The 18,632-nt window shown below is 72.2% G+C and carries 19 protein-coding genes and 1 riboswitch; of the genes, 12 read left to right on the top strand and 7 right to left on the bottom strand.

Annotation, left to right across the window (positions count from 1 at the left end):
* Positions 1-32 precede the first annotated feature (32 nt).
* From clsA to ABEA34_RS21740, 11 genes are all read left to right on the top strand, one after another.
* Complete coding sequence (clsA, locus tag ABEA34_RS21790) at positions 33-632, top strand: cardiolipin synthase ClsA (RefSeq protein WP_345523801.1); 600 nt, start codon at positions 33-35, stop codon at positions 630-632.
* A complete protein-coding gene (locus ABEA34_RS21785; protein WP_345523800.1) occupies positions 625-1,494 on the top strand; it encodes a DUF881 domain-containing protein in 870 nt (289 codons plus the stop codon). The genes clsA and ABEA34_RS21785 overlap by 8 nt, the downstream gene beginning before the upstream one ends.
* The gene (locus ABEA34_RS21780; RefSeq protein ID WP_345523799.1) at positions 1,491-1,823 is read left to right on the top strand and encodes a small basic family protein; all 333 of its coding nucleotides are present in this window, start codon (positions 1,491-1,493) and stop codon (positions 1,821-1,823) included. The genes ABEA34_RS21785 and ABEA34_RS21780 overlap by 4 nt, the downstream gene beginning before the upstream one ends.
* Positions 1,816-2,580: a DUF881 domain-containing protein gene (locus ABEA34_RS21775; RefSeq protein ID WP_345523798.1), complete on the top strand. Its 765-nt coding sequence runs from the start codon at positions 1,816-1,818 to the stop codon at positions 2,578-2,580. The genes ABEA34_RS21780 and ABEA34_RS21775 overlap by 8 nt, the downstream gene beginning before the upstream one ends.
* 42 nt (positions 2,581-2,622) lie before the next feature.
* Positions 2,623-3,009: a glycine cleavage system protein GcvH gene (gene gcvH / locus ABEA34_RS21770; protein WP_345523797.1), complete on the top strand. Its 387-nt coding sequence runs from the start codon at positions 2,623-2,625 to the stop codon at positions 3,007-3,009.
* 109 nt (positions 3,010-3,118) lie between these two features.
* A complete protein-coding gene (locus ABEA34_RS21765; protein WP_345523796.1) occupies positions 3,119-3,637 on the top strand; it encodes a zinc-ribbon and FHA domain-containing protein in 519 nt (172 codons plus the stop codon).
* A gap of 39 nt (positions 3,638-3,676) precedes the next feature.
* Positions 3,677-4,423 carry a transcriptional regulator FtsR gene (ftsR, locus tag ABEA34_RS21760; RefSeq protein WP_345523795.1) on the top strand — a complete coding sequence of 249 codons (747 nt, stop codon included), beginning with the start codon at positions 3,677-3,679 and terminating at the stop codon, positions 4,421-4,423.
* A 44-nt stretch (positions 4,424-4,467) separates the two neighbouring features.
* Positions 4,468-4,941 (top strand): bifunctional nuclease family protein, encoded by a 474-nt coding sequence (locus ABEA34_RS21755; protein ID WP_345523794.1) that lies wholly within the window; start codon positions 4,468-4,470, stop codon positions 4,939-4,941.
* Positions 4,942-5,118: 177 nt separating this feature from the next.
* Positions 5,119-5,709 carry a MerR family transcriptional regulator gene (locus ABEA34_RS21750; RefSeq protein WP_345523793.1) on the top strand — a complete coding sequence of 197 codons (591 nt, stop codon included), beginning with the start codon at positions 5,119-5,121 and terminating at the stop codon, positions 5,707-5,709.
* An 83-nt stretch (positions 5,710-5,792) separates the two neighbouring features.
* Positions 5,793-5,892, top strand: a riboswitch (glycine riboswitch).
* Between the two features lie 70 nt (positions 5,893-5,962).
* Positions 5,963-8,845, top strand: a complete 2,883-nt coding sequence (gcvP, locus tag ABEA34_RS21745) for an aminomethyl-transferring glycine dehydrogenase (protein ID WP_345523792.1) — start codon at positions 5,963-5,965, stop codon at positions 8,843-8,845.
* Positions 8,842-10,200: a serine hydrolase domain-containing protein gene (locus ABEA34_RS21740; protein WP_345523791.1), complete on the top strand. Its 1,359-nt coding sequence runs from the start codon at positions 8,842-8,844 to the stop codon at positions 10,198-10,200. The genes gcvP and ABEA34_RS21740 overlap by 4 nt, the downstream gene beginning before the upstream one ends.
* Here the strand turns inward: ABEA34_RS21740 and ABEA34_RS21735 are convergent.
* From ABEA34_RS21735 to ABEA34_RS21715, 5 genes are all read right to left on the bottom strand, one after another.
* On the bottom strand, positions 10,185-10,904 hold the full coding sequence (locus ABEA34_RS21735; protein ID WP_345523790.1) for an Ig-like domain-containing protein: 720 nt from the start codon (positions 10,902-10,904) through the stop codon (positions 10,185-10,187). The two genes, ABEA34_RS21740 and ABEA34_RS21735, sit on opposite strands and share 16 nt — an antisense overlap.
* Positions 10,905-10,909: 5 nt before the next feature.
* Positions 10,910-11,686 carry an Ig-like domain-containing protein gene (locus tag ABEA34_RS21730; protein WP_345523789.1) on the bottom strand — a complete coding sequence of 259 codons (777 nt, stop codon included), beginning with the start codon at positions 11,684-11,686 and terminating at the stop codon, positions 10,910-10,912.
* A gap of 77 nt (positions 11,687-11,763) precedes the next feature.
* Entirely contained in the window at positions 11,764-12,306 is a 543-nt protein-coding gene (locus ABEA34_RS21725) for a hypothetical protein (protein WP_345523787.1), read from the bottom strand.
* Between the two features lie 280 nt (positions 12,307-12,586).
* Entirely contained in the window at positions 12,587-13,975 is a 1,389-nt protein-coding gene (locus ABEA34_RS21720; RefSeq protein WP_345523785.1) for a metallopeptidase TldD-related protein, read from the bottom strand.
* A gap of 1 nt (position 13,976) precedes the next feature.
* Positions 13,977-15,497: a TldD/PmbA family protein gene (locus ABEA34_RS21715; protein ID WP_345523783.1), complete on the bottom strand. Its 1,521-nt coding sequence runs from the start codon at positions 15,495-15,497 to the stop codon at positions 13,977-13,979.
* Between the two features lie 35 nt (positions 15,498-15,532).
* On the opposite strand from ABEA34_RS21715, the gene ABEA34_RS21710 reads away from it, so the two are divergent.
* Positions 15,533-16,009: a pyridoxamine 5'-phosphate oxidase family protein gene (locus ABEA34_RS21710; protein ID WP_345523782.1), complete on the top strand. Its 477-nt coding sequence runs from the start codon at positions 15,533-15,535 to the stop codon at positions 16,007-16,009.
* On the opposite strand, the gene ABEA34_RS21705 is transcribed toward ABEA34_RS21710, so the two are convergent.
* On the bottom strand, positions 16,010-16,768 hold the full coding sequence (locus ABEA34_RS21705) for a class I SAM-dependent methyltransferase (RefSeq protein WP_345523781.1): 759 nt from the start codon (positions 16,766-16,768) through the stop codon (positions 16,010-16,012). It lies immediately after the preceding gene.
* Positions 16,769-16,777: 9 nt separating this feature from the next.
* A partial coding sequence (locus tag ABEA34_RS21700) for an SbcC/MukB-like Walker B domain-containing protein (RefSeq protein WP_345523780.1) occupies positions 16,778-18,632 on the bottom strand: 1,855 nt, incomplete at its 5' end.

Genomic DNA, 18,632 nt, shown 5'->3' with positions numbered 1-18,632 from the left:
CGGCAGGCCCCCAGGAAGAAGCGCAGGAACACGTGGGAGACGACTCGACGCGCCATCGCGTGTGGACGCTGCCCAACCTGCTCAGCATGCTGCGGCTGGCCGGCGTACCGCTGTTCCTGTGGCTGGTGCTGGGGCCCGAGGAGGACCTCCTCGCGCTCGGGGTGCTGATGCTGTCGGGCATCACCGACTTCCTCGACGGCTACCTCGCCCGCAAGCTGGGCCAGACGTCCGTGCTCGGCCAGATCCTCGACCCGGTCGCCGACCGGCTCTACATCCTCGCCGTCGTGGTCGGGCTGGCGCTGCGCGACATCATCCCGTGGTGGGCGGCTCTGTCCCTGCCGCTGCGTGACCTGCTCCTGTGGGGCCTCGTGCCGCTGCTGCGCACGCGCGGCTACAGCGCGCTGCCCGTGCACTTCCTCGGGAAGGCGGCGACGTTCAACCTGCTCTACGCCTTCCCCCTGCTGCTGCTCGGCGACGGGGACGGCACCGTCGCGACCCTGGCCGAGGTGTTCGGCTGGGCCTTCGCCCTGTGGGGGATCGGGCTCTACTGGTGGGCCGGGGTCCTGTACGCCTGGCAGGTGCGCACCCTGCTGCGCACCACCGAACGCCGACGGGCGGTGCCCGATGCCTGAGGCGCCGCCGCTCCCGGACCGCGCCCGGACCCCGCTCCTGACCCTGATCACCCAGGAGTCGCTCGACCAGGACTACCAGCACGTCGCCCAGCAGCGGGCCGCCGCCAGCCGTGAGGGATCCGGTGCCGCCGTCGGGCGCCGCGGCCGGTGGACGGCCGCCGTGGTCGTCGGTGCCTTCGGCCTCATCGTCACCGTCGCGGCCGTGCAGACGTCAGCCCACGCCGGCGTCGACAGCGCCAACCGTGAGTCCCTGCTGCAGCAGATCGACGACCGCCGGGCCCAGTCCGCCGAGCTCCAGAGCCGGATCGTGCGGCTCCGGGAGAGCAACGTCCGGCAGCAGACCGCCTACGACACGGCCACCGCCTCCGAGCGCGCGGTCAGCAACCGGGTCGAGCGGATGGCCGCGCAGTCCGGCTTCGGAGCCGTGACCGGACCGGGGCTCGTGATCACCGTCGACGACGCCCCCAACGGCGAGGCGGTCAGCGCCCAGGACCTCGCGCTGCTGGTGAACGGCCTCTGGGAGGCCGGCGCCGAGGCGATCTCCATCAACGGCAAGCGGCTCACCGCCCGCTCCGCGCTCTTCAACTCGGGGCCAGCGATCAACCTCAACAGCGCGCCCCCGCTGTCCCCGCCGTACGTCGTCTCCGCCATCGGGGACAACCGCACCCTGGAGGCCGACCTCATCGACACCTCGACCGGGCTCGCCTTCGACAACACGGCCGAAGCGCTCGGCTTCGACGTCACGATGGATACTGTCGACCACCTCGACCTGCCGGCGGCGACGCTGCGACAGCCGCGCCACGCGGTCAAGGGCACCGCCGATGACAACCGTCGCCCCGACGGGAAGGAGACCGCGCCGTGATCGCAGCACTCGGGCTGCTGGCGGGCATCGTGCTGGGAGTGATCTTCCAGCCCGACGTGCCCCTGGGGCTGGAGCCGTACCTCCCCATCGCCGTCGTGGCCGCGCTCGACGCGGTCTTCGGAGGCCTGCGCGCGTACCTCGACGGGATCTTCGACGACAAGGTCTTCGTCGTCTCGTTCATCAGCAACGTCGTGATCGCGGCCGGCATCGTCTTCCTCGGCGACAAGCTCGGCGTCGGCGGTCAGCTCTCGACCGGCGTCATCGTCGTGCTCGGCATCCGGATCTTCTCCAACGTCGCGGCGATCAGGCGGCACATCTTCCATGCCTGAGATCGACGAGGAGCAGCAGGAGGAGCCGCCGACGACGCCGAGCGGCCGCGACCGGCTGCGCCGCGCGATGCTCCGGCCGTCGAGGGAGCAGGTCGTCGTCGCCGTGCTGCTCGCCCTGCTGGGGTACGCCGCGGTCACGCAGGTGCGCTTCACCAACGTCGACAAGACCTACGCCAGCCTGCGGGAGCAGGACCTCATCGACATGCTCAACGGCCTCGCCGGCACCACCCAGCGCGCCGAGGCCGAGATCGCTCGCCTCGAGCGCACCCGCGACGACCTGCGCTCGAGCACCGGTGCGCGGGAGGCGGCGCTCGCCCAGGCGGAGGAGCAGGAGACCAACCTGTCGATCATGGCCGGGATCGTCCCGGTGACCGGCCCCGGGATCCGGGTCACCGTCACGGAGACCGACGGCACCGTCGACGTCGACGCGATGGTCGACATGGTCCAGGAGCTGCGGACCGCCGGCGCCGAGTCGATCCAGATCAACGGCAAGGTGCGCGTCGTCGCGCAGACCGCGTTCGAGGACGCCATCGGCGGCATCCGCGTGGGTGGCCGGCTGGTGAGCTCGCCGTACGTCATCGACGTCATCGGCGAGCCGGGCACGCTGCACGGGGCGATCGACTTCCCGAAGGGCCCGCGCGACCAGTTCGAGGACGAGGGCGCCACGGTCGACGTGGACGAGCTGTCGTCGCTCGACATCGAGGCGGTCGTCACTCCACGCACGCCTGAGTACGCCCAGCCCGACTCGTCGCAGTAACCTCACCGCTGGCGCAGTCCGCACCCGACCCGAGGAGATCCCGTGTACCCCGACGACCTGAAGTACACCACCGAGCACGAGTGGGTCCGCGAGCCCGGGGAGCACGAGGGCTCGGTGCGGATCGGCATCACCGAGTACGCCCAGGACGCCCTCGGCGACATCGTCTACGTCTCGCTGCCCGAGGTCGGCGACACGGTCGAGGCCGGCTCCACCTGCGGCGAGCTCGAGTCGACGAAGTCGGTCAGCGACATCTACGCCCCGGTCTCCGGCGAGGTGGTCGCGCGCAACGAAACGCTGGACGCGACCCCCGAGCTCGTCAACACCGACCCGTACGGCGGCGGCTGGCTGTTCGAGGTCGTGCCGTCGGGCAACGCCGCGCCCGAGGGCCTGATGGACGCCGCGACGTACGAGGCCTCCCTCGACGCCTGACGTCTCGCCGCGAGTCCACTTGATCGCGCCCTGCTGGCTGATAGGTTCGGGGCAACCTTCACCCTCTACCGACCCCTGAGGGTTCTGCCGACCGACGAAGGACTGACCGATGCCGTTCTGCACAGTGTGTGGCACGCAGAACCCTGATGACGCACGCTTCTGCGCGCAGTGCGGCAACCGGCTCCAGACCGCCCAGCCGGTCCCCGACGCCGAGCCGTCCGGCGAGTCCACCGCGACGATCTCGATCGGCGCCGCCGACAAGGCCGAGACCTCCGACCGGCAGCTCAACGCGGTCGACGCGGCCGCGGTCGACGCCCTGCCGAGCGGGCACGCCCTCCTCGTCGTCCAGCGCGGCCCCGGGTCCGGGAGCCGGTTCCTGCTCGACCAGGACGTCGTGAGCGCCGGCCGGCACCCCGAGAGCGAGATCTTCCTCGACGACGTCACGGTGTCGCGTCGGCACGCCGAGTTCCACCGCCAGGGCGACTCGTTCACGGTGAGCGACGTGGGCAGCCTCAACGGCACCTACGTCAACCGCGACCGGATCGACCGGGTCCGGCTCAACGACGGGGACGAGGTGCAGATCGGCAAGTTCCGCCTGGTCTTCTTCTCGGGGCGCACGGACGGGTGACCCGCCGCACGTGGGGCCCTGCGAGATGAGCGCCGCCCGATGAGTGCCGTCACCGGCTCGGCCGCGGGCCCGTCGCCCTCGCGCGCCCGGATGAACATCGGCGAGGTCCTCGACCGGCTCCGACCGGACTTCCCCGGGATCACCATCCCGAAGATCCGGTTCCTCGAGGACAAGGGCCTGATCAAGCCCGAGCGCACCGCCGCCGGCTACCGGAAGTTCGCGGCCGAGGACGTCGACCGGCTGCGCTACGTGCTGCGGATGCAGCGCGACCACTACCTGCCGCTCCGGGTCATCGGCGAGCACCTGGACGCGATGGACCGCGGGCTCGAGCCGCCGCCGATCGACCCGGTGGTGCCGACCGTGCCCACCGTGGCGCTCGCCGCCGACGGCATGCCGAGCCCCGAGTCCTTCCTGCGCCGCGACAACGTCCGGCTCTCGCGGCGCGAGCTGGTGAAGATCGCCGAGATCTCCGAGGAGCTGCTCGCCGAGCTGGAGCAGTTCGGCCTGGTCGCGCCCTCGCGGACCGGCCACTACGACACCGACGCGCTGGTGATCGTCCAGACCGCCCGTGAGCTCGCCGACTTCGGCTTCGAGCCGCGCCACCTTCGCGCCTTCAAGACCTCGGCGGACCGCGAGGTCGGGCTGGTCGAGCAGGTCGTCGCGCCGGACAAGCGCGGCCGCGACGCCGCCGCCAAGGCGCGCGCCGAGGAGACCGTCAGCGAGATCGCAGCGCTGTCGGTGCGGCTGCACGCCACCCTGGTCAAGTCCGGGCTCCGCAGCTCCTGATCGCCCTCCGCGAACCCCTTCCACCCCGGAGTAGGGTGAACGACGTGCGCGAAGTCGATGTCTTGGGAGTCAGGGTCGAGATGCCCTCCAACCAGCCGATCGTGCTGCTGCGGGAGGTGTCGGGGGACCGCTACCTGCCCATCTGGATCGGTGCGGTGGAGGCCACCGCGATCGCCTTCGCCCAGCAGGGCGTCGTCCCCCCGCGGCCGTTGACCCACGACCTGCTCAAGGACGTCCTCGAGGCGACCGGCAACGAGCTGACCGAGGTTCAGATCACCGAGGTCAAGGACGGCGTCTTCTTCGCCAACCTGGTCTTCGGCTCGGGCGCCGAGGTCAGTGCCCGCCCCTCCGACTCGATCGCCCTCGCCCTGCGCACCGGCACCCGGATCGTCTGCGCCGACGAGGTGCTCGACGAGGCCGGCCTCGCCGTCCCCGCCGAGCAGGAGGACGAGGTCGAGAAGTTCCGCGAGTTCCTCGACCAGGTCACCCCCGAGGACTTCGACGCCCCTCAGGGCTAACCCTCAACGTGAGGTTGAGGGTTGCGACACGCCGCCCAGGTCTTTGACGGGTCCGCCCACCGGGCCTACCTTGAACTGTCTCTGTTGTAACTCCAACGCTGTGAGACCCGCTCCGGTGGGCCGATCGGCACCTTCCCCGGAGAGTTACGATCGACGGAGTAGCCCCCGGAGGACCGCGTGGAAGAGAACGAGAAGCAGCCGGACGTCAATGCGGCGCTCGCTGCCCAGGAGGCCGAGGAGCAGGGTCTGCTCTTCACCGACGACGTCTCTCCGCTGCCCAGCGACACCGGCTACCGCGGCCCGACGGCGTGCAACGCCGCGGGCATCACCTACCGCCAGCTCGACTACTGGGCCCGCACCGGCCTGATCGAGCCCACCGTCCGGGGCGCCAAGGGCTCCGGCTCGCAGCGGCTCTACTCCTTCCAGGACATCCTGCTGCTCAAGGTCGTCAAGCGCCTGCTCGACGCCGGGATCTCGCTGCAGCAGATCCGCACGGCCGTGCAGCACCTGCGGGCGCGTGGCACCGAGGACCTGACCCGCGTCACCCTGATGAGCGACGGCGTCTCGGTCTACGAGTGCACCAACAACGAGGAGATCATCGACCTCCTCCAGGGCGGCCAGGGCGTGTTCGGCATCGCCATCGGCGGCGTCTGGAACGAGATCGAGGGCACCCTCGCCGAGCTCCCGTCCGAGCGCACCGCCGAGGTCGAGGCGGAGCCGCTGGCCGGCGACGAGCTCGCCGCGCGCCGGGCGCGCAAGATCAGCTGACCCAGACTCCGACGTACGACCCGCCCGACACATCGGGCGGGTCGTCGTTCGTTGTGGGCTCCTTGGTAGGTTGGTCGTGCTGACACTCCTGCACGGGAGAGTCCTCGGTGCTCGCGCAGGCCGGGGCGCCGAAGGGGCAATTCCTCCCCGGAACCTCTCAGGCCAACGGACCGTGCGGGTCAGGCACTCTGAAGCGCCAACGGTGGCGTGACAGAGGGGGAGGCACCCGAACGATCTTCGAGGAGCCCACCAGATGTCAGACCACCCCACCCTGACCGACCTCGACGGCGCGCTGCCGTTCGTCGAACGCCACATCGGCGTCCGCGAGGCCGACGTCGCGACGATGCTGGACCGACTCGGGTTCGACTCGCTCGACGCCCTCATGGATGCAGCGGTCCCCGGGGCGATCCGGGTCACCGAGTCGCTCGACCTGCCCTCGCCGCTGAGCGAGGAGGCCGCCGCCCGTGAGCTGCGCGCGATCGCGCACCAGAACCGGCCGGGCGAGCCGATGATCGGGCTCGGCTACCACGGCACGATCACGCCGCCCGTCATCCGCCGCAACGTGCTCGAGGACCCGAGCTGGTACACCGCGTACACGCCGTACCAGCCGGAGATCTCGCAGGGCCGGCTCGAGGCGCTGCTCAACTTCCAGACCGTCGTCGGCGACCTCACCGGCCTGCCGACCGCCAACGCGTCGCTGCTCGACGAGGGCACCGCGGCCGCCGAGGCGATGACGCTGGTACGCCGCGCCAACCGCAAGGCGGCCGGCCCGTTCGTGGTCGACGCGGACGCGCTGCCGCAGACGATCGACGTGGTCCGCACCCGCGCCGAGGCGATGGGGATCGAGGTCGTCGTCGCCGACCTGAGCGACGGGCTGCCGGAGTCGGTGCTCGAGTCCGGGCTGAGCGGGGTGCTCGTGCAGTACCCCGGTGCCTCCGGTCGCGTGCTCGACCCCCGGAAGGTCATCGAGCAGACGCACGAGCGCGACGCCCTCGCGGTCGTCGCCGCCGACCTGCTGGCGCTGACCGTGCTCGAGGCGCCCGGTGTCCTGGGCGCGGACGTCGTCGTCGGCTCCAGCCAGCGCTTCGGCGTCCCGCTCTTCTACGGCGGCCCGCACGCCGGCTACATGTCCGTCGCCGCGGGCCTCGAGCGCCACCTCCCGGGCCGGCTGGTCGGCGTCTCCGTCGACGCCGAAGGCCGCCCGGCGTACCGCCTGGCCCTGCAGACCCGCGAGCAGCACATCCGCCGCGACAAGGCGACCTCCAACATCTGCACCGCGCAGGTGCTGCTGGCCGTCGTCGCGTCGATGTACGCCGTCTACCACGGCCCGCAGGGCCTGCGCTCGATCGCGACCCGCACCCACCGGTACGCCGCCGTCCTTGCGGCGGCCCTGGCCGAGGGCGGCATCGAGGTGCAGCACGCGGACTTCTTCGACACCCTGACCGTGCCGGTCACCGGCCGCGCCGCGGACGTCGTCACCACCGCCCGCACCTACGGCCTCCAGCTGCGGCTGGTCGACGCCGACACCGTGGGCATCACCACCTCCGAGCTCACCACCCGCTCCACGATCAGCAGCGTGCTGAAGGCCTTCGCGATCTCGGGGGTCGACCTCGACGCCGTCGACACCGCGACCGCGGACGCCCTGCCGGACGCGCTGGTCCGCACCACGCCCTACCTCACGCACGAGGTCTTCAGCACGCACCACAGCGAGGCCGCGATGCTGCGCTACCTGCGCAAGCTGTCGGCCCGTGACTACGCGCTCGACCGCGGGATGATCCCGCTCGGCTCGTGCACGATGAAGCTCAACGCGACCACGGAGATGGAGCCGGTGTCGCTGCCGGGCTTCGCCGACCTGCACCCCTTCGCTCCCGCCGAGGACGCCGCCGGATACCGCCAGCTCGTCAACGACCTCGAGGGCTGGCTGGCCGAGGTCACCGGCTACGACCGGGTCTCGATCCAGCCCAACGCCGGGTCCCAGGGAGAGCTGGCCGGCCTGCTCGCCATCCGCGGCTACCACCGGGCCAACGGCGACACCCACCGCGACGTCTGCCTGATCCCGAGCTCCGCGCACGGCACCAACGCCGCGTCCGCGGTGATGGCCGGCATGAAGGTCGTGGTCGTGAAGTCCGGTGCCGACGGGACCGTCGACCTCGACGACCTGCGCGCGCAGTGCGACAAGCACGCCGACGACCTGGCCGCGATCATGGTGACCTACCCGTCGACGCACGGCGCCTACGAGGACACCATCGGCGAGCTCTGCGCGATCGTGCACGACCACGGTGGCCAGGTGTACGTCGACGGCGCCAACCTCAACGCCCTGCTCGGCTTCGCGAAGCCGGGCGAGTTCGGTGGCGACGTCTCGCACCTCAACCTGCACAAGACCTTCTGCATCCCGCACGGCGGCGGCGGCCCCGGCGTCGGACCGGTCGCGGTGCGCGCCCACCTGGCGCCGTACCTGCCCTCGCACGCCATGCACCCCGAGCAGGACAAGCGCGAGGGCATCGGCCCGATCAGCGCTGCGCCGTACGGCTCCGCCGGCATCCTGCCGATCTCGTGGGCCTACATCCGGCTGATGGGCGCGGCCGGCCTGACCCGGGCGACCGCGGTCGCCGTGCTGTCGGCCAACTACATCGCGTCCCGGCTCGGCGAGGCCTACCCGGTGCTCTACCGCGGCCACGGCGGGCTGGTCGCCCACGAGTGCATCCTCGACCTGCGCGGGCTGACCAAGGACACCGGCGTCACGGTCGACGACGTCGCCAAGCGGCTGGTCGACTACGGCTTCCACGCGCCGACGATGTCGTTCCCGGTGGCCGGCACCCTGATGGTCGAGCCGACGGAGTCCGAGGACCTGCCCGAGATCGACCGGTTCATCGACGCCATGATCGCGATCCGCGGTGAGATCGACCGCGTCGCGGCGGGGGAGTGGACGGCCGAGGAGTCGCCGCTGCGGGGTGCGCCGCACACGTCGCGGGCGCTCGTCGGCAAGTGGAAGCGCGCCTACTCCCGCGAGGAGGCGGTCTTCCCGACCGGCATCGACCCCGACAAGTACTGGCCGCCGGTCGCCCGCATCGACCAGGCGTACGGCGACCGCAACCTGGTGTGCGCGTGCCCGCCCCTGGAAGCCTTCGCGGAGTGAGCGCACCCGTCGCGGACCTGACCGCCCGGCGCCTGCGCGCCCGGCTCGCCCACGCGCAGACGACCGGCCGGCTGCCGTCGGTCGTGGCGGGACTGGTCCGCGACGGCGAGCCGATCTGGTTCGACGCGTACGGCGAGCCGGCGGTGCCCGGCCACGACCCGTTGGACGTGCAGTACCGGATCGGGTCGATCACCAAGACGATGACCGCCGTGCTGGTGCTCCAGCTGGTCCGCGACGGCCGCATCGGCCTCGACGATCCCGCCTCGACCGTCCTCGGCGACGTCGGGACCGGCGGCATCGGATATGGCGACCGGACCCTGCGCACGCTGCTCGCGCACAGCTCGGGCATGCAGTCCGAGCCGGCGGGCTCGTGGTGGGAGAGGTCCGCCGGCCTGAGCTGGGACGAGCTCGCGGCCGCCCACGACGGGTCGGGCGCGGTGTTCCCGGCCCACCAGGAGTTCCACTACTCCAACCTCGGCTACGCGCTGCTCGGTGAGCTCGCTGCCCAGCTCCTCGGCACCACCTGGTGGGAGGCCGTCGAGGCCCGGGTCCTGGCTCCGCTCGGCATGACGCGCACGTCGTACCTGCCGGAGGGGGCCGCCGCGCAGGGCTGGTCGGTGCAGCCCTACGAGTCCACGCTGGTGCCCGAGCCGGCGACCGACACCGGTGCGATGGCGCCGGCCGGTCAGGTGTGGGCGACGGTCACCGATCTCGCTCGCTACGCGGCGTTCCTGCTCGACGGCCACCCCGACGTGCTGTCGGCGGACGAGCTCCGGCAGGCGTTCGGCCCCCAGTCCGGCAACCCCAAGGACGGCGTCCGCTACGCGCACGGGCTGGGCTTCCAGCTCTTCCCCGGGGGCTCGGGCACGCTCGCGGGCCACACCGGCTCGATGCCGGGCTTCCTGGCGACCTGCCTGGTCGACCGTGGCCGGCGGGTGGGCGGTGTCGTGCTCGCCAACGCCACCGTCGGCTACTCACCGGCCGCGATCGTCGGCGAGCTGCTCGAGGAGCTCGAGCGCTGCGAGCCGACGGTCGCCCCGGCCTGGACGCCGTCGCCCGCCCTGCCGGCAGAGCTGGCCGGCGTCCCCGGTGTGTGGCACTGGGGCAACACCCCGATCGTCTTCACGATGGAGGCGGCCGAGCTGGTCGGTCGCCGCAACGGCGTCGAGCTCTACCGCTTCGCCGTGCGCGACGGTCGGGTGGTCGGCCTCTCCGGCTACCACGCCGGCGAGGAGCTGCACGTCGTACGCCGCGCCGACGGCAGCATCGGCCACCTCGACATCGCGACCTTCATCTACACACGGACGCCGTACGACCCGGACGCGCCGATCCCGGGTGGTCACCCAGCAGGCTGACCGGCGACCGCTCGTCCGAAGTAGTACTGGCAGAAGTGGCCCGGCGGGGACTTCGGCGCGGGCGGGCCGTCGAGCGGGACCCGGTTGAGCCGTCCTTGATCGGCGACACCTCCGTCGTCCCCGGCCCCGATGCCTGCGATCCAGGTGATCCTGTGGTGGCGCGCGCGCAGCAACCGGGAGCCGTGCGCCGGCACGTAGCCGTGGCCGTCCATCCGGCAGCCACCGCGGTCGAGGATGAGCACGAAGACCCGCCGACTGTTGTGGTTGTCGACTCGGAGCCAACCTGGTCGACGGGGCGCCGCCACCACGTCGACCGGCTCGACGGGTCGGATGTCGACAGTCAGGGTGGCAGGGGTGAGGTGGTCGTGGTTGCACACGTAGTAGTCCACCTCGTACGTGCCGCGAGCGCCCGCGTCGGCGCTGACCTGCAGATCGCCCGGCTCGATCTCGCTGGAGAACATCGACGCGTCGGCGACGTGGATCGGCCCGGGCGACGCGAGCTTCGGCAACCGGCAGAAGGCGAGGTCGCCGCCTGCCGGGTCGGTGTCGTTGGCGAGCACGTCGATCATGTCGGTGGAGCCCGGCCACATGGTGATGGAGTCGTTGACGACCACCGGAGCCGGGACGTCAGCCTCGGCAACTCCCACCGCGAACACGCCGACGAGCAGGGTGACGAGGGTCGAGCACACGGCCAAGCGCCGCACGGGCCTCACGGCAGCCGGACCCGAGGCAGCCACCGCGCTCCTGCCGACGACCGGAAGTCGGGCTCGGGCTTGCTCTTCGGAGGCCGCGGGAGCTCGGTGCCGGGCCGCAGCTTGATACCCCGGACCACGCCGTGGCCGGCGATGCCGGGCGAGCTGAGCAGCGCCGCCTTGCCGTGGTTTCCGCCGATGAGGGCGATCCACACGATGGTGTGGCGCCGGACGGCGACCATCCGGGTGGCTCCGGCCGGGATGCTGACCTTGCCGTCGGGCTTGTCCGCCCGGCGGTCGCCGTACCAGAAGCGGATCGCCTTGTCGTTCTTGTTGGTGACCGCCAGGCGGCCCGGCTTGCCAGCGACCTTGTGCACCTTGACGGGGGCGACGGCCTTGATCTCGACCGTGAGCTGGGCCGGGACCAGGTGGGTGTGGTCGCACACGTAGTAGTCGATGACGTGCGTGCCGCGTGCGCGCGGGGCGGTCATGACCATGACCTCACCCGGCTCAGCCAGCGAGCTCACGTCCGTCGCTACGACCGCCGGCATCGTGTTGCCGACGAGGCTGGGCTCGGGGAATCGGCACAGCGCCAGGTCGTCGCCGTCCGGCGAGCTGTCGTTGGTGAGGACGTTGACCTGGCCGACCTGTCCGGGGTAGAGCGCGATCGTGTCGGCGACCACCACCGGCAGCGCCGGCTCGTCGGCGTGCGACGGCGAGCTGCCGAGCAGTGGGGCCGCGAGCAGGGAGGCGGTGAGGGCCGCGGCGACGCGGACGAGGGCGCTGGTGCGCATGGGGCTCCGTTCCGGGCACAGACAGGTCGGTCGGGGAGACGCTATGGCACCAACGCCCTCGTCGGTGGGGTTATCGGTCAGTCCACGATGGACGTCTTCGTCACCTTCAGGTTGAAGGCGAACGCGTTGTCGCACGTGAGCCTGCCGGACCGGCCGGCGTAGCTGACCTTGAGGATCGGCTTGAGCAGCTTGTGCTTGCCGGTCGTCACGATCCGCAGCCCGGCGTCCTCGACGACGTCGTGGACGCGGCGGACCTCACCGGTCGGCTTCGCGGTGCCGGTGATGACGAGCTTCTCGCCGGCGATCCTGGCCGTGGCGCGGACCTTGTTCTTCACCACGAACGGCTTCGCCGCCTCACGGGACGCACCGGCCTCGTCGGGGGTGCCGTCGTGGACGAGCACCTCGAGGAAGTTGCCGTAGGTGGTGTTCTGGTAGAGGTTGGCCCGCACGGGGATGGCGCCGGCGGCGCCGGTGCACTCCAGGAGCTTGCCGGTCTCGCGGCTGGTGCCGGGGGCCGTGGGGTCGGGGGTCTGGGCGATGCCCGGCGCCGTGCCCAGCCCGATGAGGGCAGAGGTCGCGGCGACGGCCAGGGCGCCCGTGATGAGCTGGGTGCTGCGCATGTCGGAGTCGCTTTCTGTGTGAGGTGGTCGTCGGTCTGACGAACACTCGGGATACGCCCGGACCCGGGGGCCGGTTGCATCCGAAAGCGAGAATTTCCTCCAGCGGGCAGCGGCGTGATGCTGACGTCGCCTACTCCTCAGGCACTCCACGAACTTCTGGGGCTCTGCAGTGCCTGAGGAGTTCAGGGATACCCGGTTAACCGGGTATCCCTGCGAAGGAGAACGCCGGACGGCCGGTTCGGCCGAGGAGTGACCGTGGAGGAAGGCTGCGGGACCTGGGCTACTGGGCCTGGGAGACGCTCGACATGTTAAAGTCCGGCACCCGGAGCGCGGGGGTCGCCGTACGCGAGAAGTAGTCGTCGCCCCACTCGCGGCTGAAGCTCGGCACCGTCGCCGACGCGTGCGTGAACCGGTTGAGCAGGTCGACCGGGCTGTCGTTGAAGCGGAAGTTGTTGACCGCTCCGGTGATCTCGCCGTTCTCGACCAGGTAGACGCCGTCGCGGGTGAGCCCGGTGAGCAGCAGGGACTGCGGGTCGACCTCGCGGATGTACCAGAGGCAGGTCAGCAGCAGGCCGCGCTCGGTGCCGGCGACCAGGTCGGCCTCGCTGCCGGCACCGCCGTCGACGGAGAGGACCAGGTTGTCGATCGCCGGAGTGACCGGTAGGCCGGTCAGGCCCGCGGAGTGCCGGGTCTGGAGCAGCGCGGTGAGCTCGCCGTCGCGGATCCAGTCGGTGCGGCCGAGGGGGAGCCCGTTGTCGAAGACCGAGGACTCGTTGCCGGACTGGGAGGCGACGACGAACGGCGCGCACTGCAGTGGGTCGTACGCGGGGTCCGAGAACAGCTGGACGCCCGCCTGCGCGATCCGGTCGCCGACGCGGGTGCCGCCGCCGCGGCGGCTGTAGACCGACTGGCCCTCGTGGGCGACGCGGGCGCCGGCGTACCAGTAGGCGTCGATCATCAGGTCGGCGACCGCGCTGGGCGGCAGGATCGTGTCGTAGCGGCCGGCGGGCAGGTCGACGCGTCGCTTGGCCCAGCCGAGCCGCCGCTCGAGCTCCGCGTCGAGGGCGAGCGGGTCGACGCCGACGAAGTCGCGGGTCGCGCCTCCGACCCAGGCGCTGGAGGACAGGTCGGTCGGCTTGCCGGTGCAGGCGTAGTGGCCGGTGGGCTGCACGTGGCGGAGCCGGAGCCCGGTGGTCGAGCCGAGGTACGTCGTCGTGATCTCGTGGTTGACGAAGCCGTAGAGGACCCGGTCCGCCGCGGACGCGCGGCCGAACGCCTCGCCGAGGGCCGGGGCGAACGCGTCGTACACGTGGATGTCGGTCGGCACCGGCAGCTCGTCCCAGTCGGCCGAGACCGCGTCGCGCACGAGGTCGGCCGCGTCCTCGGCGGGGGAGCCGGCCCGGGCGGCCGCGTCGGCGGCCTGGACGAGGGTAGTCACCCCGGCCTGGTCGGTCGCAGTGCCGGTGACCGAGCCCGTCGCCACGCCTGCGGCGCCGCGGACGAAGGAGATCACGGTGACGTCGAGGCCGTGCATGACCCCGTTGGTGGTCAGGGTGTTGTTGGCCCAGCGCAGGTTGGCGCTGGTCTTGTCGTGCACGATCACGATGCAGTCGTCGGCGATCGACGTCCTCAGCGCGTGCTCCACGAAGCTCTGTGGGGAGAGGGCCATCTCAGTTGCCTCCCTCGGCGACGGTGTTGAGGATGCGGACGCCGCGGAAGAGCGACGTCGGACAGCCGTGGCTGACGGCCGCCACCTGCCCCGGTTGCGCCTTGCCGCAGTTGAAGGCGCCGCCGAGGACCCAGGTGTCCGGACCGCCGACCGCCTCCATCGAGCGCCAGAAGTCGGTGGTCGTCGCCTGGTAGGCCGCGTCGCGGACCTGGCCGACCAGCTCCCCGTCGGCGATCCGGTAGAACCGCTGACCCGTGAACTGGAAGTTGAAGCGCTGCATGTCGATCGACCAGGACTTGTCCCCGACGACGTAGAGGCCGCGCTCGACCCGTCCGATCAGCTCGTCCGTGCTGGGTCCGTCCGCTGCCGGCTGGAGCGACACGTTGGCCATCCGCTGGATGGGGATGTGGCCGGGGGAGTCGGCGTACGCGCACCCGTTGGAGCGCGCGTCGTTGAGCTCCGGGTGCATCGCGCCCATCGAGCGGTCGAGCTGGTAGCCGCGGAAGACGCCGTCCTTGACGATGTCCCAGCGCTGGGTGGCGACCCCCTCGTCGTCGTACCCGATCGTGGACAGGCCGTGCTCGACGGTGCGGTCGCCGGTGACGTTCATGACGGAGGAGCCGTACTGCAGCGAGCCGAGCTTGTCGGGGGTCGCGAACGAGGTGCCGGCGTAGTTGGCCTCGTAGCCGAGCGCGCGGTCGAGCTCGGTCGCGTGGCCGATCGACTCGTGGATGGTGAGCCACAGGTTGGACGGGTGGATGACCAGGTCGTAGGTGCCGGCCTCGACGCTCGGTGCCTTGAGCTTCTCGGCGAGCAGCTCGGGGACCTGCTCGATCTCCTCGTCCCAGCCCCAGCTGTCGGGTCCGCCGGTGAGGTACTCCCAGCCGCGGCCGACGGGCGGGGCGATGCTGGCCATCGAGTCGAAGGTGTCGGCGCCGGCGCCCATCGCCTCGAACCCGGGGTGCAGCCGGACGCGTTGCTGCGTCGTGCGGGTGCCGCTGAGGTCGGCGTAGTACTTGCACTCGTGCACCTGCAGCAGGTGGGCGGAGGCGTGGTCGACGGCCGCCCCGGTGCGCAGCCGGGTGGTCCAGTCGATGAGCACCGCGGCCTTCTCGGCCACGGAGACGTCGAAGGGGTCGATCTCGTAGGCGGAGACCCACTCGACGTCGGCGTACGTCGGCTCCGCGGCGAGCTCGACCGGCCGGCTGGTCATCTCGGCGGCCACCCGGGCCACGGCGACGGCGGTCTCGGCTACCCGGACGGCCTCGTCGGCGCTCAGCACGACGCCGGCGGCGAACCCCCAGGCGCCGCCGTGCACGACGCGGACGGCGAAGCCGAGGTCCTCGGTGTCGCTGGCGCCCTGCAGGACGCCGTCGCGGACGCCGAGCTCCTGGTAGCGCACCCGCTCGAAGCGGAAGTCCGCATGCGCGGCCCCGAGCTCCGCGGCCCGGGCCAGGGCGGCGTCGCCGAGGCTGCGGTAGGGGAGGGAGGTGAACGTCGGATCAAGCACACGGGCGCCCATGGCGTCGAACCTATCCGATGGGGTACCGCCCGGACATGACCGACAACGAAGACCAGAAGAAGCTCGTCGACCTCATGTCCGACATGCCGATCGCCATGCTCACGACGTACGGCGTCGACGGTCCGCGCAGCCTGCCGATGGCCCGCCAGGAGGTGGAGCCCTCTGCCGAGATGTGGTTCATCTCGGCGCGCGACACCGCCCACACGCGGGCGATCCAGCACAACCCGACCGTCTCGCTGACCTTCTCGGCCCGCGACTCCTGGGTGGCGGTGACGGGCACCGCGACCGTCGTCGACGACGCTGCCAAGCTCGAGGAGCTGTGGAACACCTTCGCCGAGGCCTGGCTTCCCGGCGGCCCCGAGGACCCGAACGCGACGCTCATCCGGGTGGACGTCGAGCACGGTGAGTACTGGGACACCCCGGGAAGCAAGGTGGCGTCGCTGATCAGCTTCGCCAAGACCAAGCTGACCGGTGCCACGTTCGACGCCGACCACGGGTCGGTCGACCTCTGATCAGGCCCGTGCCCGGACCGCCCAGGCGGAGCCCGTGATCCGGAACGGCGCCGCCGGCAGCACCTCGGCGCAGCGGGCCCGCAACGCCGCTCGGCGCTCGTCGCCGAGCCCGCGGATGTAGTCGCCGAGCGGACCGATGCCGAACGTGTACGGCTCCCACCACTCGTCGAACGTCGCGAACTCGACCTCGACGGTGAGCAGCGTCCCGACGACGTCGGCCAGCCCGGCCTCGGTGGCGAGCTGCTCCAGGTGGCCCTCGCGGGCACCGGCCAGTCCGGACTCGTCCACGACGTCGGGGTCCAGGTCACGGGCGACGTCCCAGCACGTGCTCAAGGGGCTGCCGCCGCCGTCGTGGTCCCAGACGCATGCGGCGACGACCCCGCCGGGGCGGGTCACCCGGGCCATCTCGCGCAGCCCCGCGACCGGGTCGCTCATGAAGTGCACGACGAGCTCCGCGAGCGTGGCGTCGAAGTCGCCGTCACCGAACGGGAGCGCCTCGGCGGCAGCGGTGCGTACGTCGACCTCGGGCAGCCGGTCGCGCAGCGCCGCCACGAAGGGTGGTGACGGGTCGACCGCCGCGACGTGGGCCGCGCCGACCCGGCGCACGAGCTCGGTGGTCAGGGCCCCGGGACCGGAGCCGACGTCGAGGACGGTCATGCCCGGTGCGACGCCGGCGAAGTCGGCGAAGGCCACGCCCAGAGGCTCGGAGAAGCGGCCCATGAAGCGGGCGTAGGCGTCAGCAGGGACGTGGAACGTCACCCCTGCAATCTAGCGGCTGATCGCCACCGTCGACCCGACCCGCGACTTCGCCACCAGCAGCTGGGTGGGGATCCGGTCGCGCATCTCGGCGACGTGGCTGACGACCCCGACGACGCGGCCGCCGTCGCGCAGCGAGTCGAGGGTGTCCATCACGTCGTCGAGGGTGTCGGCGTCGAGGGCGCCGAAGCCCTCGTCCACGAAGAGGGTGTCCAGGTCGGCTCCGCCGGCCTCCTGGGTGACGACGTCGGCGAGGCCGAGGGCGAGGGCGAGCGAGACCACGAAGGTCTCGCCGCCGGACAGGGTCGCCGGGTCGCGGGCCTCCCCGGACCAGTCGTCGCGGACCAGCAGGCTCAGGCCGCCGCGGGTCTCGCCGGCGCCGCGGCGTCCCGTGTGCTCCAGGGTGTAGCGGCGGTCGCTCATCCGGTCGAGGCGCTCGTTGGCCGCGGCCACGACCTGGGAGAGCCGGTAGGCGAGGACGTACGCCGAGAGCCGCATCTGCAGCTGGTTGTCGGCGGACTTGCCCTCGACGAACGACGACAGCCGGGTGACCACCTCGAGGTCGTCGTGCAGCGGGCGCCAGGCCGCGGTTGCCGCGTCGAGGTCGACGACGAGGCGGGCCAGGCGCTCGGCGCGGGCCGACCACGCGGTCTCCTGTGCCCGGGCGTCACCCAGGTGGCGTAGCGACGCCTGGTGGGCCGCGGTCAGTCCCGGCAGGTCGGGCAGCTCGGCCGCGGCGACCTCGTCGGCGCCCACCTCCCCGAGGACGGCGGCGACCGCCGCCGTCCGGCGCTCGTGCTCCGCGACGCGTCGCGCCAGGTCGTCGTACGCGCGTCGGTCGAGAGCTGCCGCCACGGCCTCCTCGGCGCCACCGAAGCCGGACTCGGCGACAGCGGTGGCGAGCGACTGCTCGGCGTCGGCCAGCGTGGTCTCGGCGGCCGCGAGGGTGTCGAGTGCCGAGAGGCCGGAGCGGGCCGCGCGCTCGCGATCGGCGTACGTCGTCAGCAGGCTCTCGTCGTGGTCGACGAGGTCGGCCTCGAGGCCGGTCGCCTCGGCGGCGAGCGCGGCCAGGGAGGCCTCCACCGCGCCGGTGGCGGTGGCGATCTCCGGAGGGACCTGGCCGACGCGCGCCTGCGCTGCGGTGAGCTCCGCTGTCAGCGTGCGCAGCTCGACGTCGCGCAGGTGCTCGGTCGACGCGGCGTCGTCGGCGTCCTTCTGGGCGGCCCGCTCGGCGGCCTCGTCCGGCGCGCCGTCCGAGGGGGAGGCCTTGTGGGGGTGCTCGCACGACCCGCACACCGGGCAGGAGCCTCCGACCACGAGGCCACCGGCCATCTCGGCGGCCATCCCGTGCAAGCGCGCCTCGCGTACGTCGAGCGCACGGGTCCGCGCCTGCAGCGTGGCCTCGCGGGCGACGTCGTGGGCGACGCGGGCCGTGGCGACCTGCTCGGTGAGCGTGACGACCAGGGTCTGCGCTTCGGCGAGGGCCTGCTCGGCCGCGGCGGCGAGGCGGGTGCGGCGGGATCGGAAGGTCGACTCCTCGGCGCGCACGGCCTTGAGGCGGTCGACGCGAGGCTGGAGGGCACGCGCCCGAGCGGCGTCGTCGACGGCCGCGCGCAGCGATGCCTCCAAGGCGGCCCGGTCGGCGACCTCGAGGCGCTGGACGACCGTGTGCGCGGCCGACCGCGCGCGTTGGGCGCGGACCGCGACCTGGTGGAGCGGGACGACGGCCGCGGCGCGACGGGCGGCGTCGAGGCGACCGACCGCCTCCGCGTGCCGGTCGGCGGCGGCGGCCAGCCGGGCCTGCTCGGCCGACGCCGCGTCCAGGCGGGCGCGCCGCTCGTGCAGGGTGCGGGCGGCCTCGGCCTCG

The sequence above is a fragment of the Nocardioides conyzicola genome (assembly GCF_039543825.1).
In the GTDB taxonomy this organism is placed as follows: Bacteria; Actinomycetota; Actinomycetes; order Propionibacteriales; family Nocardioidaceae; genus Nocardioides; species Nocardioides conyzicola.
This window is presented reverse-complemented; position numbering and strand designations above follow the sequence as displayed.